The organism is Exiguobacterium sp. SH0S1 (assembly GCF_004337165.1).
In the GTDB taxonomy this organism is placed as follows: Bacteria; Bacillota; Bacilli; order Exiguobacteriales; family Exiguobacteriaceae; genus Exiguobacterium; species Exiguobacterium aurantiacum_A.
Map to the genome: position 1 here is coordinate 982,853 of NZ_SJVC01000001.1, position 16,802 is coordinate 999,654.

Sequence of the window (16,802 nt, forward strand, 5' to 3'; positions counted from 1 at the left end):
TAAAGGCTTATTCCACATCTTCGTCCGGCAACGCCCAGACCGAGATCGATCCTGCCGCTACTTTAAATACCCCTTTTCCATCTTCGTCAATCTCGATGATTTCATCGATCGTCTGCGTCAAGTCGACCCATTTCTCACCGGCACGATGCTCCCCGACGTACATCTGTTTCTCCGCCTCTTCGTTATTCGAGATGATGACGGCACAACCTGAACGCTCGATATCCTCGCTGCCGTGTCGGACCCAGCCGATCACGTGCTCGTTATCGAAGTAGTCGTCTTGTTGCCCATACGCTTTTTCACGACGGGCGTACAGAAGTGGATCGATGGCCAGCTTCTTCCCTTCGACCGGGTGGGGCCCGTTGATGCCGTAGTAATCACCGTAGAAAACACACGGATAACCGTCTTGGCGGAGTAAAATCAAACCGTAAGCACTCTGTTTGAACCAATCTTCGACCCATGACTCGAGCGCCTCGGCCGGCTGTGAGTCATGGTTGTCGACGAACGTGACCGAGTGAAGCGGGTGGGACTGGACGAGTGTGTCGTCAAAGATCGTCCGCAAATCAAACGATGCGCCTTCAATCGAGGCACGCTGCAAATTGTAATGGAGCGGCACGTCGAACAGATCGACGTGGTAGTCGATGTTGTCTAAAAAGGCGCGGCAATCTTCGAGCTCCGACTTCCAAAACTCACCGACCAAGTAAAAGTTCTCGCCTTTTTCATCTTTCATCGTTTGGCTGAACTCTTTGACGAAATCATAGTTGATATGTTTGATCGCATCGAGACGGAAGCCATCACATTTCGTCTCTTCGATGAACCACTTGCCCCAACTTAACACTTCTTCCCGGACTTCCGGATGATGATAGTCAATGTTCGCAAACATCAAATAATCGTATACGCCGAACTCACTATCGACGTTGTCATTCCATTTTTTGTTATCGCCTAAAATGAAGAAGATACCGCTATGCTCGCTCGCCGCGTCATAGTCCGTGCCGTTGAAATGATGGAAGTTCCATTTGAACGACGAGTACTTACCGTTTCGTTCTTTATAATCAAACTTCGTCCAACCTTCAATCTCAAACGGTTCTTCCGACAACACTTTCGTCCGGTCTTCCGGGTCGACTTCTAACACGTCGAACTTCTCGGTCGCGTCGGCTCCGGCTTTATGGTTCAACACGACATCCATATATACTTGCATCCCGAGTTCTTGGGCGTGTTTCGTCGCCTCAAGCAGCTCTTGCTTCGTCCCGTATTTTGTGGCGACGGTTCCTTTTTGATCAAACTCGCCTAAATCATACAAGTCATAGACACCATATCCCGTATCCTCATCACTTTGACCTTTTGTGATCGGTGGCAACCAAAGTGCGGTGATTCCTGCTTTTTTTAATTTAGAAGCCCGTTCTTTCAATCGCTTCCAATGCTTTTGGTCAGCCGGGACGTGCCATTCAAAAAATTGCATCATCGTATGATTTCGTTCCATCTCGCTTCGCCTCGTTTCATATTTTTCAAAAACAAAATGCTAACGGATATTTACCCGCGTCTTCACTTTTGAAAACAAAAATGTAAACAAAAAAGCAGCTTTCATTAGAAAGCTGCCCTCGATGGACCCTGTAGGACTTGAACCTACGACCGGACGGTTATGAGCCGTCTGCTCTAACCAGCTGAGCTAAGGGTCCTTATTGGTAGCGGCGGAGGGAGTCGAACCCACGACCTCACGGGTATGAACCGTACGCTCTAGCCAGCTGAGCTACACCGCCACGTTGTTATACAGTAATAATATACTGAAGGAAGCCTCTACTGTCAATGAAAAGTCACACGTACGCAAAAAAGTCTTGCTACTTATAACTTAAGTAGCAAGACTTTTTGAAACGTTAGACCGATATTTCGTTCGTTGCATCTTCAAGTGTGATTTCCGTGATGTTCATCGCATGGTCACCGATCCGCTCAAGGTTCGAGAGCATATCGACGAAGAACATACCAGCTTGGCCGTCACATTCACCTGTGTTCAAACGAACGACATGATTTTTACGGAATTGACGCTCGAGCATGTCGAGTTTCGCTTCCATCTCGATGACTTGACGCGCCTCGACCATGTCACCGCTCGCAAGCGTTTGAAGTGACTTCTCGAGTGTGGCCCGTGTCAGATCATACATTTCCGTCAACTCTTTTTGAGCATCAGGTGAGAGGGTGATGCGTGTTGCCGTCTTATAGTCGATCAACTCGATGATGTTCTCAACGTGGTCACCGATTCGCTCGATGTCGTTGATGGCATGCATGAGTGTCTTATGCTGTTGTGATTCGTGCTCCGTCAAATCGACGGCCGCCAATTTGACGAGATAATCCGTGATTTTAGAGTTCAATGAGTTTAACGCTTCTTCGATATGTGCCGACTTCTCAGCGTGTTTCTTGTCTCCTGACGCCATATAGCTGCGCGCTTCGTCAAGACCGAGCTTCGCGAAATCACCCATGCGGATGACTTCATATTTAGCTTGTTCGACCGCGATCGAAGGCGACTGTTGGATGAAGACAGGGTCTAGATGTTGCGCTTTCGTATCGACGATTGAATCTTCACCTGGTACGAGTTTCGTCACGAGCCAAGCAATCGTCCCGATGAACCAGAACTGGACAAACGTGTTGACGACGTTGAACGTACCGTGCGCGAAGGCGATTTGCATCTTGTCTTCAATCGCTAATAAGTCTGTGATCCACAAAATGTATCGCGTGAAGAGCGGCAAAATAATCAAGAACATGGCTGTCCCGATCAAGTTAAAGATAACGTGAGCTGCCGCCGCACGACGAGCCGCGACCGAGGCACCGATTGAAGCGAGAATCGCCGTGATCGTCGTCCCGATGTTGTCACCGAACAAGACAGGCAGTGCTGCATCGAGTTGGATCGAGCCACCTGCGTACAGTTCTTGCAAAATCCCGATCGTCGCAGAAGACGATTGAACGATGACCGTGAACACCGTACCGACGATGACGCCTAGGAACGGATTGTCACTCATCGATTGCGTCAAATCAATGAAATATTCACTCGAACGAAGCGGGCGCATCCCGTCTCCCATGAGTTCGAGACCGTAGAACAGCATCCCGAATCCGAAGAAGATTTGTCCGAGGTGTTGGAATTTCTCTCTTTTAAAGAAGAACAAAAGAATCGCACCGACTGCGATAATCGGAAGTGCATAAGCACCAATGTCAATCCCGATGATGAACGCCGTTACCGTCGTCCCGATGTTCGCACCCATGATGACCCCGATCGCTTGACGGAGCGTCATGAAACCGGCGCTAACGAGGCCGACCGTAATGACGGTTGTTCCACTTGATGTTTGAAGTAAGACCGTAACAATGATCCCGGCTAGTACTCCGAGGAACGGATTCGATGTATACTTATCAAGGATGTCGCGGAGTCGATCTCCTGCAGACTTTTGAAGGCCGTCTCCCATCGATTTGATACCGAATAGGAAGATCCCTAATCCTCCAAAAAACATGAATAACATTTCTTGCAAATTGTATTCCACGATTTTTGTACTCCTTTTGATTGTGAATTGGTTGTGTTTAATTGGTTCTTGTTGCCCTACTCATTATGCCTTCTTCCCTGAGTCGATGTAAACACGTTTAATGTTAAGGTTTTATTAAATAGCTGTCTTATTTTTATGTATTTTAGATAATTTGTACTATAACAGAATGGGGTTTTGTCTGTATGCTTAAAACGACATCAATGTTTATCCGCCATAGCCTGCTACCTACGAAGCAAACGCTACGGCTCCGTCTAGCTCCGCTACACGCTTATATGTTGGCGAGCCTCGTCTTTACAATCGTCGCGACTGTCTTAGATTACCTCGTCTTGCGGCCCGATTTTTTCGCACCGATGTGGCTGTTTTTACACGGCTTCGCCATTTTCTTCTTCTATATGATGTGGGTCGCCGTCGCCGCCTTGTTCGTTCAACTCGTGACGAGACTTCGAATGAAGAAACCGTGGCCGTATCGGCAAGCTTGGCCTTACGCGGTCGCGATGACACTCGTGCCGACGCTCTTGCTCGTCGCCTTGTATCACTTTATGCCTGCATTTCTTTGGTTCGGCTTCGTTGTCACGATCGTCTACTTGACCGTCCCACTATTCCAAATTCCGCTTAAACAAAAAAACTCAGGACGACGCTAACACGCGCTGTCCCGAGTTTTTTATCACGTCTTCGGTGCAAGTTCAGTAAGTACTTCCTGTTGCTATTCGTCCGATATATCGGTCTTGAGACGGTGGAAAATTATGAAGCATCTGTTAAGATAACGTTAGACTTTGTAAAGAGCACATCTTAGGAGCGCTTGCCGGGTGCTTTTTCACAAGCATTTCGTTATGATAAGAAAGAAACCAACCATCTAAATCGATTGGAACCTTTCCAAAAGAAGGAGATTACGTATATGTCAGAAATCTTACACCGTTCATTAACTCGTCCGATTCGTGTCGGCAACGTCATCATCGGAGGATCTGATGAAGTCGTCATTCAGTCGATGACGACGACGAAAACGCACGACGTCGAAGCGACTGTCGCCGAAATTTTACGTCTTGAAGAAGCAGGTTGCCAAATCGTCCGCGTCGCTTGTCCAGATGAGCGAGCGGCCGACGCGCTCGCTGAAATCAAGAGTCGCATCAACATCCCGCTCGTCGTCGATATTCACTTCGACTACAAATTGGCGTTGAAAGCCATCGAAAGCGGTGTCGATAAGATTCGGATCAACCCCGGTAACATCGGTCGCCGTGAGAAAGTCGAAGCGGTCGTTAACGCCGCTAAAGCGAAAGGCATCCCGATCCGCATCGGTGTCAACGCCGGTTCGCTCGAGAAGCAGTTCCTCGAAAAATACGGATATCCGACAGCTCAAGGCATGGTCGAAAGTGCGATGCATCACGTCAAGATTTTAGAGGACCTCGGTTTTTACAACACGATCATCTCGCTCAAAGCGTCTGACGTGAACCTTGCCCTCGAGGCGTACACGCTCGCCGCGAAGACGTTCGACTACCCGCTCCACGTCGGGATCACTGAATCAGGACCGCTGTTCTCAGGATCACTCAAATCAGCGGCCGGACTCGGCGCGATCCTCTCACTCGGAATCGGCTCGACGGTACGTGTGTCGCTGTCTGACGACCCTGTCGAAGAGATCAAAGTCGCCAAAGAAGTGCTCAAGTCGTTCGGCCTAGCCGCTAACGCCGCGACGCTCATCTCTTGCCCGACATGCGGCCGCATCGAAATCGATTTGATCTCGATTGCGAAAGAAGTTGAAGAGTACATCCAAAACATTAACGTCAACATCAAAGTCGCCGTCCTCGGCTGCGCGGTCAACGGACCGGGTGAAGCACGTGAGGCGGACATCGGCATCGCCGGTGCCCGTAACGAAGGCCTGCTCTTCCGTCACGGGAAAATCATCCGTAAAGTACCGGAAGCAACGATGGTCGAAGAGTTGAAGAAAGAAATCGATGCCATCGTCGCCGAGAAACTTGCCGCGCGTGAGCTTGAAGAACAACAACTTGCAAACCAATCTAACTAATCTCTCGCCCGCTCGGTTGCAACCGAGCGGGCTTTTGATACAATGAGTGTTATGGCAAGGAGGAATCAAGATGCACATTGGGATAGATTTAGACGGAACCGTCACGGATCCGCAAAGTTGCTTTCACTATATGAACGACACGCTCGGTTACGCCATCGATTATCATCAGGCGACCGAATACGAGCTCCATACGTACACGAATATGACGCAACATGATTTTTGGACGTTCATGATCGAACACGGTCATGAAGAAGCCATCTATCGGCGTTCACTCCCTCACTCTGAAGTGAACGAAGTGCTCTGGCACATTCGGAAAACGCACCAACTTCACTACGTGACGGCGCGCAGCGAGGCCGTCCGCTCCGTCACCGAGGACTGGATCAAACAGCATGAACTGCCGCTCGACTCATTGATCATGACAGGCAGTCACGACAAAGTCGGCGTCGTCAAAGATCTCGCGCTCGACTTGTTCATGGAGGATCGCTATGAGAATGCCATCTCGATCCATGAACAGACATTGATTCCGGTGCTCTTGTTCGACGCCCCGTATAATCGTCGACCGTTACCGGACGGGGTGAAACGCATCACGTCTTGGAACGAGGCACTCCATCTCGTCGACAGCTTCGAGACTACAAAATCCATCATCACCCTATAAAAAAGAGGAATCCGCCGCCGGATTCCTCTTTTTTATACCAGTCCGATCGCCTCGATGACATCGCTCGCGAGAACGCTTGCCGGATGGATCCGTTCACTCGCCGACCTAGCGGCTAACGCGTGCCATAGGACGGCTTGTTCGTTCGGGGGCTGCTCTGGCTCGATCCGCGCACTCCGGGCCCAAAGCGCGAGCAGCATGCCGGTCAGGACGTCACCGCTCCCGCCTTTCGAGAGTGCCGGTGCTGCGACCGTGTTGACGGCACCAGTCCCGTCTGGCGAAACGATCAACGTGTACGTCCCTTTTAGAATGAGATGAACCCCATGTTGCCTCGCAAAGTCTGATGCGGCCTTGAACCGGTCTGCCTCGATCATCTCGACCGTCTGTCCCGTCAACCGGGCAAGTTCACCGGGATGCGGGGTGAGCGTCAATGGGCCCGACGCCTGTAAGTGTTCCTGCGTCAGCGCACCGGCATCGACGATGATCGGCGTCGTCCGTTTCTTGACCGCTTGCCAAGCGTTCGTCAACCGTTCATCCTCGACCATGCCGGGACCGATCGCCGTCGCCGCGTATCGTGCATCCGGTATGGCATCGATCTCGTAAAACATCGCCTCCGGTAACGTTGCGGCCAGTGCCATCGCCTCAGCCGGCACCGCCAAATCGAGTAGTCCGAGTCCGCTCCGAAGGGCGGCCTGAGCTGCTAGAAACGGTGCCCCGATCAAGTGGCGGCTCCCGCCGACGAGCTGACCGTGACCGTAAGTCGATTTATGGCCATATGGATCACGGGATAGCAGACCGCGGTCAAAATCGGTCTCCGTCAATACGCGCCAGTTCGACGTCTCAGGCAATCCGATGTCGATTCGTTCGACTTTCCCGTAAAACGGTGCAGTTTGATTCAAGAACGCACTTCGCTTGTAACCATGTAACGTCAACGTCTGATCGGCTTTGATCGCGTGACCGTCGAACCGGCTCGTCTCGTCGCTCGGCACACCGGACGGGACATCGACCGCGATCACCGTCGCCGCTTGGTCGCACATCCAGGTGATCACGTCTCTCGCCTTCCCTGTGACCGGCCCATCAAGGCCGACTCCGAACAAGGCGTCGATAATATAGTCCGTCCGTCTCGGATCATCTACGACCGGGACCACTTGCTTCGCTAACGCTGCGTGCGTCAAGGCTTCTGGCGATTTCGGCTCGCCGAGTGGTGCCCAGACGCTGACGTCATACCCACGCCGGTGCAGTTCACGGGCGATGACCCAACCGTCGCCCCCGTTATTCCCTCGTCCACAGACGACGAGGACGGACGCCTCTGCTCGAATCGCTAAACGATTCGTCAAGGCCAGCGCCGCCCGCTCCATCAAGGCTTCGGGCGTCGTCCCGTGCGCAAAAGCCTGTTCATCCGCTCGCTTGATGTCGCTTGCCGTATAAATCATCGACTCACTCCTTTCTTATATGTACACAAAAAAGGAAGTTGCAGTAATCAACCTCCTTACTTACATTGTTTACAATACCCGTAAATCTCAAATTTATGATCGATGACCTCAAAATCAGGGTCAAGCGTCTCTACGTAACGCATCGGGCAAAGTTCGAGCAGTTTCGTCTTGCCGCACCCGCGGCAGATCAAATGATGGTGGTGGTGCGATGAGCCACACGTGACCCGGAACGCTTTCTCACCGTTCAACTCGGTCGCTTCGAGCAACCCTTCCTCCGCAAACGACTTCAAGTTCCGGTAGACCGTATCAAAGCTCATCGTCGGATGTTTCGAACGCATATAATCCAGGACGTCTTTCGCACTGACGTAGCGTTCTTCGGTCGCCAAATAAGCGTACATCTCAATCCGTTTCGGCGTCACTTTCAATGACGACGATTGCAACCGTTCGATTTGTTCAGTCTGTTTCATGGAGTACCTCCTTCTTCCGTAACGAGCCGATCTTCTCAAACAACATGACGGCAGCCAAAATCAAGACGGCGAGCAAGACGATGACACCGCCCGGGGCGACGTCTAGTTCGTAGGCGAGGACAAGTCCCCCGATCGTCGCAAGCTCACCGAACACGATTGCCCAAACAATCGTCTGTTTGAAACTGTTCGTGAACCGGAGTGCGGCCGCGACCGGTAACGTGATCAAGCTCGAGACGAGCAACGTGCCGACGATCCGCATACTGACAGCGATGACGAGCGCGACGACGAACATGAACAACATGTGTAACAACGTGCTCGGCAACCCGGACACTTTCGCTTGTTCTTCATCGAACGACAAGAACAAAAGCTGTTTATAAAACACGACGATGACGATGACCGTGATGAGCGCGACAGCTAGAATCAAACCGATATCAGACGGACTGACCGCTGAAATCGAACCGAACAACAGCGTCGACAAATCGACCGAGAAACCTCGCGACAACGAAATGAAGATCGCGCTCAGCCCCATCCCCGCCGACATCATGATCGGGATCGACAGCTCTTGGAAATGGACGTACTTATTGCGGAGCCAATCGAGACCGAGCGCCGCGAGCACCGAGACGAGCGTCCCGAGGTAGAGCGGATTCAAGTCAGAGAAGAACAAGACATACTGTCCGAGAAACAAACTGAAGGAGATGCCGGCGAGTGTCACGTGTGACAAAGCGTCGGCAATCAGACTCATCCGTCTGACGACGACGAAAGAACCGATCAACGGGGCCGTAAACCCGATGACGACGGCCGCTATGAACGCATAACGTAAAAAACTATAGGTTAACAAGTCGGCAATCATGACATACCTTCATGAACGAGGACTTTGACGGGATACGGCTTGATGGCGGCAAGTTCTCCTAGTTCGCTATACTCTTTCAACCCACAGTTACAGGCCATACGTCCCCGGTCAAGATGGACGACTTTCGTGACGAGGTCGGTGACGACGTTTAAATCGTGCGTGACGAGGATGAACGTGCACGACGTCTGCTCGCGCAACAAGTGGAGCACTTCATAAAAGTCCCGCAGATGCTTTTGGTCGACCCCGACCGTCGGCTCATCCAAGATGAGCAAATCGGGTTGGTTGACGATGGCCCGGGCGATGAACACACGCTGCTGCTGCCCACCGGACAGGCTTCCGATTTTGCGATTCCGATACTGCCACATGTTGACCGTCTCGAGTGCATTTTGAATGGCGGCCTTATCTTCCATGTTCAATCGCTTGAACAGGCCTAGCCGTCCGTACCGGCCCATGGCGACGACTTCTTCGACCGTCACCGGAAACCCCGAGTTAAACGACGCCGCTTTTTGGGAAACGTAACTGATACGGGACTTGTCCTTGAATTGGCCTTGCGGGCGACCGAACAGTTCGACCGTTCCCGCCTGCGGGCTCAATAGACCAAGGATCGTCCGAATCAACGTCGACTTGCCTGACCCGTTCTCGCCGACGATGGCGACGAAATCACCTTGCTTGATATCGATGGACACGTCCCGAAGTGCGGCCGTGCCATCATAATAATACGAAACATGATCTAATTTTACGACAGATGTCGTCATGAGCTACCCTTCTCTCGTTTGATAAATCGTAATCATTTCTACTTGCTTGGCGTCTGTATTATACAGAATATTATTAAATGCTTCAAGTTTGAGAAGATCGAGAAGCTCGTCGTCACGTCTTCACACAAAATCAAGATGAGTTTGTCTAGTGTTCGTTGTACACTAGAGGTATCGCAGAGGGGGATTTACCGTGGAAAAAAAATTAGCAGTCATTGATATCGGGTCAAACTCGATTCGCAACGTCATTTTTGAAGTGAATCGACACGGCCAATATTTTGAACGGTTGAACGTGAAGGAAGTCGCTCGGCTCTCGAGTCATATCACCGATGCGAACGAACTGTCCGAAATGGGCATCCAATCGTTAATCGAGACACTCGACCATTTCATCAGCCTGAACAAGCATCATGGCGTCAAAGAGATGTTGCCGGTCGCGACCGCAGCCATCCGCAACGCCAGCAATTCTGAAGCGATTTTAAACGAGGTCCTTGACGCGACCGGGATGGAGATCCGCTTGTTAAGTGACTATGAAGAGGCGTATTTCGGATACTCGGCCATCGTCAACTCGACTTATATCGAAGACGGCTATTCGGTCGACATCGGCGGCGGCTCAATGGAAGTGACTTACTTCAAAGACCGCGAGCTCGTCTTTTATCATAGTTTCCCGTTCGGTGCCGTCACGTTGACGAACGATTTTATGTCAGGCGACACGCTCTCGAAAGATGAGCGGAAACAACTGACCGCGTTCTTGAAGAAGGCGTTCAAAGACATCGATTGGCTCGTCCCTCACGGTGTTCCGCTCGTCGGTGTCGGCGGGACCGCCCGAAACCTCGTCCGCGTCGAACAGTCGTTGTCCCACTTCCCGCTTGAAGGCATCCATCAATATACGCTCGGTGCCGACCGGCTTCACGAAGTCGTCGATGAACTGATCGACATGTCGACGAAACAACTCGGACGACTCGATGGCCTGTCAAAAGATCGGATGGACATCATCGCTCCGGCCGTGACCGCAATCGATGAACTGGCCCGCTATTTAAAAGTGCCTGAGTTTACGATGAGCAATAACGGTCTGCGGGAAGGGCTATTTTATGAATACTATTTAAAAGAGAACAACGAGATCCGTTTCGCCGATGTCAAAGAAGAAAGTTTCCGCCACTTCGAGAAACAATACGACGTCGATCCGGTCCGGCATCGTCATCTCGTCCATCTGGCCCGTCAAATTTATATGGGCTTGATCGAGGCGAAGACGATCAAACCAAAACCGTTCGAACCGGGACTGTTAGAAGCAGCTTGCCGTCTCGCTTACGTCGGTGAATACATCGACCATAACAACAAGAGCGACCACACGTTCCATTTGATCACGACCAATGACTTTAAAGGCATGAACAACGAAGACCGGCTCGCCCTGGCGCTCGTCACGTCTTACAAGTCACGGCGCCTGCTCGAACAGCATATCGAGGGCTTTCCTGAATGGTTCGACTCGAAAATGTTGAAGAGTCTAGAGCTGATCGGATCAATCGTCAAACTTGTCGACGCGCTCGATTTGACCGAGCGTCAAGTCGTCGAGAACATCGACGTCGAGACAACAGACGACGGGCTTGCCTTCACCCTTCATACATCGACGTCCCCGCGCTTTGAATTGCAGCGCGGCATCCGTCACAAAAAGCATTTAGAACGCGCGATCGAAACGACGATCGAGTTACGCGTAGAGGAGAGGATCACTTTATGACGACTTACTTACCAGAACATTTTAACAACCGCGAATTGAGCTGGCTCAGCTTTAACGAGCGCGTGCTCCAAGAAGCGATCGATGACCGCAATCCGCTCATGGAACGCCTCAAATTTCTCGGCATCTTCAGTGCAAACCTCGATGAGTTCTACATGGTCCGTTTCGGAGGACTGAAAGACGAGGTGCTAGCCGGATTCAACCAACCGGAGGACAAGGCCGGGCTGACACCGAAGCAGCAAATTAAAGCGATCTCAATCAAAGCTCAAGAACTCGTCGAAGTCCAATATGCGACGTATAAAAAAATCGTCAAACAACTCGGAACAGAAAACGTCCGCTTTTTACGTCCGAAGCACTTGAACAAAGAGCAACTTGATTTTGTTAAACTGTATTTTCGGACCCACGTCTTCCCGGTCTTGACACCGATCGCGGTCGATGCGTATCGCCCGTTCCCGATGCTGTTGTCAAAATCGCTCAATATCGCCGTCGAAATCTCGTCGACCTCAGAAGGCAAAAAGCGACTCGCCCTCGTTCAAGTACCGGCCGTCCTACCGCGTTTTCTCGAACTGCCGACAGAAGACGAAGAACATGCCGATTTGATGTTGCTCGAAGACGTCATCATCCAATTCATCGATTCGCTCTTCAAAGGCTTTGAAGTCGAGTCGACGATGCCATTCCGGATCACCCGCAACGCTGACATGCCGTTCCATGAAGAAGGCAGTCACGATGTGTTGAAACAGATCGAGAAAGAATTGAAGAAACGCCGTTACGGCGTCGGCATCCGCCTCGAGGTCCAACAACGTTCACTCAGTAAAGAACTGTTGTTTATGCTGCAAGACGTCCTCGATCTGCACGACCGCGACATTTTCGTCGTCGACGGACCGATCGATTTGACGTTCTTGTTTGGCATCTATAATAAGATCGGAATCGAGTATGATGAGATGATCAACGAGACGCTCATCCCGTTCGTCCCGGAAGGACTCGAGCCCGGCAAGGACTTGTTCAAGGCCGTCCTGAAAAAGGATTACTTGCTCCATCACCCATACCATTCGTTCGACCCGGTCGTCCGCTTTATCGCCCAGGCCGCGAAAGACCCGAACGTCTTGGCCATCAAGCAGACGCTTTACCGTGTGTCTGGCGATTCACCGATCATTAAAGCGCTCACTGACGCCGCCGAGAGTGGCAAACAAGTCACCGTCCTCGTCGAACTAAAGGCTCGGTTCGATGAAGAGAAGAACATTCAATGGGCGAAACAGCTCGAAAAAGCCGGGGCCCACGTCATCTACGGCTATAAAGAGTTAAAAACGCACTCGAAGATCACGCTTGTCGTACGGATTCTAGAAGGAGGTGTCCTCCAACGCTTCGTCCACCTCGGTACCGGTAACTACAACGACTCGACGGCGAAGCTTTATACGGACATCGGCTTGTTGACGACGAACGAGGACTTGGCCGAAGATGCGACCAACTTCTTCAACTGGCTCTCCGGTTACGGTGAACGACCGTCTTGGCACGAGTTCGAGACGTCGCCTGACGACATGCTCGACTTCTTCCTTCACAAGATTCAAGACGAGATCAAACTGCATGAGAAGTATGGGAACGGTCGCATCGTCGCCAAGATGAACTCGCTCACCGACAAGTCGATCATTACGAAGCTGTATGACGCGTCTCAGGCCGGGGTCAAGATCGATTTGATCATTCGCGGCATCTGTTGCCTGCGGCCGGGCATTAAAGGCGTCTCGGAAAATATTCGTGTCGTCTCGATCATCGACCGCTATCTAGAACATTCTCGCATCTTCTATTTCTACCAAAACGGGAAAGAAGACTTGTATTGCTCGTCTGCGGACTGGATGACCCGAAACATGAAAAAGCGCATCGAGATCTTGTTCCCAATCCTAGATGCGGGTCATAAGTCTTACATTAAAGACATGCTCGCGCTACAGCTCGTCGATAACGTCAAAGCACGGATCCAACGCGCCGATGGCAGTTACGTCTACATCAAGCAAGAACCTGGCCAAGAGAAAATTCAATCGCAGATCATCATCCATCAATATACAGGCGGCCGTTGGAACAACATCCCGAGCGTCTTCGAACGGGAGCCGTCGAACTGGGCCGAACGTGAAGTCCTTCGCCTCCGGGCCGAAAATGAGAAAATGACTGATGACTGATGTTAGACTTCTCAAACGAGAAAGAACATTGTATAATTAGTTCGTTCAGTTAGTTGAAACGCTTTCATTTTCGAATATGGAGGAATCATTCATGCAAGAAATCTTACTCTCGTTGCTCGCCGGCCTCATCTGTGGCATGATTTTCACTGCCTTGAAGTTGCCGTTGCCTGCCCCCCCGGTCTTGCCTGGCGTCATTGGAATCTTTGGCGTCTTTCTCGGGATGAAAGTTTACCAATTCGCGCTTGCGAACTGGCCATTTTAAACAAAAAGAACGATGCCCGCGGGCATCGTTCTTTTTGTTACTCTGCATGATGGATCGCCTTATGACAAGTCGGACAGACCCACATCCCGCTGTCTCCTTCAAGATGGTACTCTAGCAGACGATGGGCCATCGCCCCATACCTGTCTATCAAGTCGACTCCACAGCTCGTACAAGCCGTGACGGAAGCGATACGGTGCATCATCATTCGTTCCCGGGCTAGATGCGTCTCGTACGTTTGCCGTGTCCAGCGTTGGGATGGGACTTGATAACCGCGGTCCCACATATCTTTTAACGTCGCATATGACGTCGACACGTCGTACATACCACTCTTGAGCAGCGGATGATGAAAATCAAGGCCGACTAAATCGACGAGACAATAGTCTCGAACTTCATCGTCGGGACGCGTTCGCCAATACCGGTCGTCGGGGCGCGTCGTCGTCTCGACGAGCATAATCTCGACTTCCGCGACGATCCCATATCCAACGACTTCGATCAAGGCTGGTCCCTCAACGCTTCCTTCAATGTAAAACGGGCTCTGCTCGCGAAAGTATGTCGGGAGCGCCGCAAATACGTCATACGTCTCTGGATCGATCTTTAGCACGCTCATCGCTTATTGGTGCGCGAGCGCGAATCGTTCGCGCCATTCGGCGTCGAACGCGCCTAATCGGAACATGTCGATCTCTTGCTTATACGGCGCGACTTTCGTCTTCTCGCTGATTGGAATGTAAGGTGTTTCAAGAATTTTTGGCAAATGCGCGAACGCCTCATGATGGATGATTCGGTTCAACGCGTCAAAACCGATCTCCCCGTAGCCGATATTTTCGTGGCGGTCTTTTCTCGCCCCGCGCACATTTTTCGAATCGTTGACGTGGATGACGCCGAGTCGGTCGATTCCGACGATGCGGTCAAACTCGGCAATGACGCCGTCTAAGTCCCCGACGAGGTCATACCCGGCGTCATGGACGTGGCACGTGTCGAAACAGACCGACAGCCGGTCGTTATGCGTCACTCCGTCGATGATCGTCGCGAGTTCTTCAAACGTCTTCCCGAGTTCGCTTCCTTTTCCTGCCATCGTCTCGAGGGCGATCTTCACCGTCTCGTCTCCGGTCAGCACTTCATTCAAGCCTTCGATGATGCGAGCGAGACCGACGTCTTCGCCGGCACCGACATGGGCGCCTGGGTGAAGGACGACATGGCGGGCGACTTGTAGCGCTTCGGCCCGCTTGATTTCAGCTGCCAAAAACGAGACCGCGAGTTCGAACGTCTCGGGTTTCGTCGTATTGCCCAGGTTGATGATGTATGGGGCGTGGACGACGATCTCCTCGATGTCATGCGCCGCCATGTGGACGAGCGCCGCTTCGATATTTAACTCCTCGATCGGTTTACGACGCGTGTTTTGAGGCGCGCCCGTATAGACCATCATCGTCGTCGCACCGTACGAGACGGCCTCCTCACTGCCAGCGAGCAGCATCTTCTTACCTGAAACCGAAACGTGTGAACCAATTTTTAACATAGTCAACTCTCCTTCGCAATCTTCTGCCTTTAGTGTACACAAAAAGAAGAACCGACTCCATGAAGTCGATTCTTCTGTTTAGTGATTACCGTCTGTTCTTCTTACGGGTCTCACGACGTTCCGTGCGCTGTTGTTGCATATGCTCGCGCGAAGCCGTCTCTTTCAATTTATACTTGAACTTCTTCTTGTAGCCTGGTTTGACTTTCTTCTTCGCCTTCTTGATCTCACCGGCCATACGGCTGTGCGCCGTGTGCGATACTTTCATCTTACGGTCGGTCACGCGGCGTTTACGAGTCTTGATCTCTTGGAGCGTCCCGCCTTTGACATCGACATGTGTGAACGCGAAACCACGCTCTTCAAGTCGATTGATCGGGCCGTTCTCGTGATCTTCATACAGCGTATACGCTTCTCCGGTAGCACCGGCACGACCGGTCCGGCCGACACGGTGTGTGTAGAAGTCGAGATCTTTCGGGATACCGAAGTTGATGATGTGCGACACACCTTTAATATCAATCCCGCGGGCAGCCAAGTCGGTTGCGATCACGTATTGATATTTTGCATCGTTGATGTCTTTGATCGCTTGCTTGCGTCGACGGGCTTGCATGTCGCCATGAAGCGTCCCGACGTTGAGGCCTGCCTCACGGAACGACTTCTCGAGCTCATCCGCGTCTTGTTTCGTGTTCGTGAACACGAGGCAGACGAACGGATTGATTGCTTTGGCCACTTCGACCGTCAATTCTTTGCGGTCGCGGTGACGGACCGGGATGACGTGGTGCTTGATCTTCGGTGCGACGCGGTGCTCGGCACTCGCTTCAGCGTAGCGCGGATCGTGAAGATATTTCTTCAAGAACGGCTCAAGCTTCTCTGGGATTGTCGCTGAGAAGACCATCGTTTGCAGTCTTTCCGGAAGCGACTGCGCGATGCGGTCCACTTCTGGCAAGAAGCCCATATCAAGCATTTGATCGGCTTCATCGACGACGAAATGTTTGACTTTATGCGGGAACAACGCCTGAACTTTCATCAAGTCGAGCAGACGGCCTGGCGTCCCGATGATCAACTGTGGTGGGTTTTTCATCTTGTCGATTTGACGTTCACGGTCAGTTCCGCCGACGATCAAACTCGTCTTAATATAGTCAGGCTGCTTCACGAGGAGTGTTTTCAACTCTTCGTGGATTTGCCAGGCAAGCTCGCGTGTCGGTGCGACAACGATCGCTTGGACTTCATGTTCGCTCGGGTCGATCGATTCTAAAATAGGTAAGAGGAACGCGAGTGTCTTCCCGGTCCCGGTTTGTGATTTTCCAATGATGTCACGGCCATTCATCGCGGCTGGAATAATCCGTGCCTGAATGTCCGTTGGGTTAGTGATGCGCTTTTCTGTCAAGGCATCGACGATAAACGGTAACAATTTGAACTGTTGGAAGCTGTTCAATCGATACACCTCCTGTTTCTT

15 protein-coding genes and 2 tRNA genes are annotated in these 16,802 nt (G+C 51.6%); 6 read left to right on the forward strand and 11 right to left on the reverse strand.

Annotated features, from left to right (window positions below; genetic code table 11):
* Positions 1-7: 7 nt before the first annotated feature.
* The 4 genes from EVJ20_RS05075 to EVJ20_RS05090 all read right to left on the reverse strand — a co-directional run bounded on the left by EVJ20_RS05075 (position 8) and on the right by EVJ20_RS05090 (position 3,515).
* Positions 8-1,477, reverse strand: coding sequence for an alpha-amylase (locus EVJ20_RS05075; RefSeq protein WP_131507206.1), 1,470 nt, complete (start codon positions 1,475-1,477; stop codon positions 8-10).
* 122 nt (positions 1,478-1,599) lie between these two features.
* Positions 1,600-1,673, reverse strand: a tRNA-Ile gene (locus EVJ20_RS05080).
* 4 nt (positions 1,674-1,677) lie between these two features.
* A tRNA-Met gene (locus EVJ20_RS05085) sits at positions 1,678-1,754 on the reverse strand.
* 114 nt (positions 1,755-1,868) lie between these two features.
* Positions 1,869-3,515 (reverse strand): Na/Pi cotransporter family protein, encoded by a 1,647-nt coding sequence (locus tag EVJ20_RS05090; RefSeq protein WP_131490382.1) that lies wholly within the window; start codon positions 3,513-3,515, stop codon positions 1,869-1,871.
* Positions 3,516-3,697: 182 nt separating this feature from the next.
* Between EVJ20_RS05090 and EVJ20_RS05095 the strand changes: the two genes are divergently transcribed.
* The 3 genes from EVJ20_RS05095 (at position 3,698) to EVJ20_RS05105 (ending at position 6,187) form a co-directional block, all read left to right on the forward strand.
* Positions 3,698-4,156, forward strand: coding sequence for a hypothetical protein (locus EVJ20_RS05095; RefSeq protein ID WP_236636164.1), 459 nt, complete (start codon positions 3,698-3,700; stop codon positions 4,154-4,156).
* A 254-nt stretch (positions 4,157-4,410) separates the two neighbouring features.
* Positions 4,411-5,532 carry a flavodoxin-dependent (E)-4-hydroxy-3-methylbut-2-enyl-diphosphate synthase gene (gene ispG, locus EVJ20_RS05100; protein WP_016508052.1) on the forward strand — a complete coding sequence of 374 codons (1,122 nt, stop codon included), beginning with the start codon at positions 4,411-4,413 and terminating at the stop codon, positions 5,530-5,532.
* 70 nt (positions 5,533-5,602) lie between these two features.
* On the forward strand, positions 5,603-6,187 hold the full coding sequence (locus EVJ20_RS05105; protein ID WP_236633687.1) for a hypothetical protein: 585 nt from the start codon (positions 5,603-5,605) through the stop codon (positions 6,185-6,187).
* A gap of 32 nt (positions 6,188-6,219) precedes the next feature.
* Here the strand turns inward: EVJ20_RS05105 and EVJ20_RS05110 are convergent, their stop codons facing one another.
* The 4 genes from EVJ20_RS05110 to EVJ20_RS05125 are packed head-to-tail and all read right to left on the reverse strand — an operon-like array spanning position 6,220 to position 9,689.
* Positions 6,220-7,617 (reverse strand): NAD(P)H-hydrate dehydratase, encoded by a 1,398-nt coding sequence (locus EVJ20_RS05110; RefSeq protein ID WP_131507208.1) that lies wholly within the window; start codon positions 7,615-7,617, stop codon positions 6,220-6,222.
* A gap of 56 nt (positions 7,618-7,673) precedes the next feature.
* Positions 7,674-8,084 carry a Fur family transcriptional regulator gene (locus tag EVJ20_RS05115; protein ID WP_131463777.1) on the reverse strand — a complete coding sequence of 137 codons (411 nt, stop codon included), beginning with the start codon at positions 8,082-8,084 and terminating at the stop codon, positions 7,674-7,676.
* A complete protein-coding gene (locus EVJ20_RS05120) occupies positions 8,071-8,934 on the reverse strand; it encodes a metal ABC transporter permease (protein WP_131442970.1) in 864 nt (287 codons plus the stop codon). The genes EVJ20_RS05115 and EVJ20_RS05120 overlap by 14 nt, the downstream gene beginning before the upstream one ends.
* Positions 8,931-9,689, reverse strand: a complete 759-nt coding sequence (locus EVJ20_RS05125) for a metal ABC transporter ATP-binding protein (protein WP_070327013.1) — start codon at positions 9,687-9,689, stop codon at positions 8,931-8,933. Before EVJ20_RS05125 ends, EVJ20_RS05120 begins: the two co-directional genes overlap by 4 nt.
* 190 nt (positions 9,690-9,879) lie before the next feature.
* Between EVJ20_RS05125 and EVJ20_RS05130 the strand changes: the two genes are divergently transcribed.
* The 3 genes from EVJ20_RS05130 (at position 9,880) to EVJ20_RS05140 (ending at position 13,839) form a co-directional block, all read left to right on the forward strand.
* The gene (locus EVJ20_RS05130) at positions 9,880-11,415 is read left to right on the forward strand and encodes a Ppx/GppA family phosphatase (RefSeq protein ID WP_131507210.1); all 1,536 of its coding nucleotides are present in this window, start codon (positions 9,880-9,882) and stop codon (positions 11,413-11,415) included.
* Positions 11,412-13,577 carry an RNA degradosome polyphosphate kinase gene (locus EVJ20_RS05135; RefSeq protein ID WP_070327011.1) on the forward strand — a complete coding sequence of 722 codons (2,166 nt, stop codon included), beginning with the start codon at positions 11,412-11,414 and terminating at the stop codon, positions 13,575-13,577. Before EVJ20_RS05130 ends, EVJ20_RS05135 begins: the two co-directional genes overlap by 4 nt.
* 91 nt (positions 13,578-13,668) lie before the next feature.
* A complete protein-coding gene (locus tag EVJ20_RS05140) occupies positions 13,669-13,839 on the forward strand; it encodes a DUF1427 family protein (RefSeq protein WP_021065708.1) in 171 nt (56 codons plus the stop codon).
* 37 nt (positions 13,840-13,876) lie between these two features.
* Here the strand turns inward: EVJ20_RS05140 and EVJ20_RS05145 are convergent, their stop codons facing one another.
* The 3 genes from EVJ20_RS05145 to EVJ20_RS05155 all read right to left on the reverse strand — a co-directional run bounded on the left by EVJ20_RS05145 (position 13,877) and on the right by EVJ20_RS05155 (position 16,781).
* Positions 13,877-14,446, reverse strand: a complete 570-nt coding sequence (locus EVJ20_RS05145; protein ID WP_131507212.1) for a hypothetical protein — start codon at positions 14,444-14,446, stop codon at positions 13,877-13,879.
* A 3-nt stretch (positions 14,447-14,449) separates the two neighbouring features.
* Positions 14,450-15,352 (reverse strand): deoxyribonuclease IV, encoded by a 903-nt coding sequence (locus EVJ20_RS05150; RefSeq protein WP_131442975.1) that lies wholly within the window; start codon positions 15,350-15,352, stop codon positions 14,450-14,452.
* 85 nt (positions 15,353-15,437) lie between these two features.
* Positions 15,438-16,781 carry a DEAD/DEAH box helicase gene (locus EVJ20_RS05155; RefSeq protein ID WP_071397764.1) on the reverse strand — a complete coding sequence of 448 codons (1,344 nt, stop codon included), beginning with the start codon at positions 16,779-16,781 and terminating at the stop codon, positions 15,438-15,440.
* Positions 16,782-16,802 lie beyond the last annotated feature (21 nt).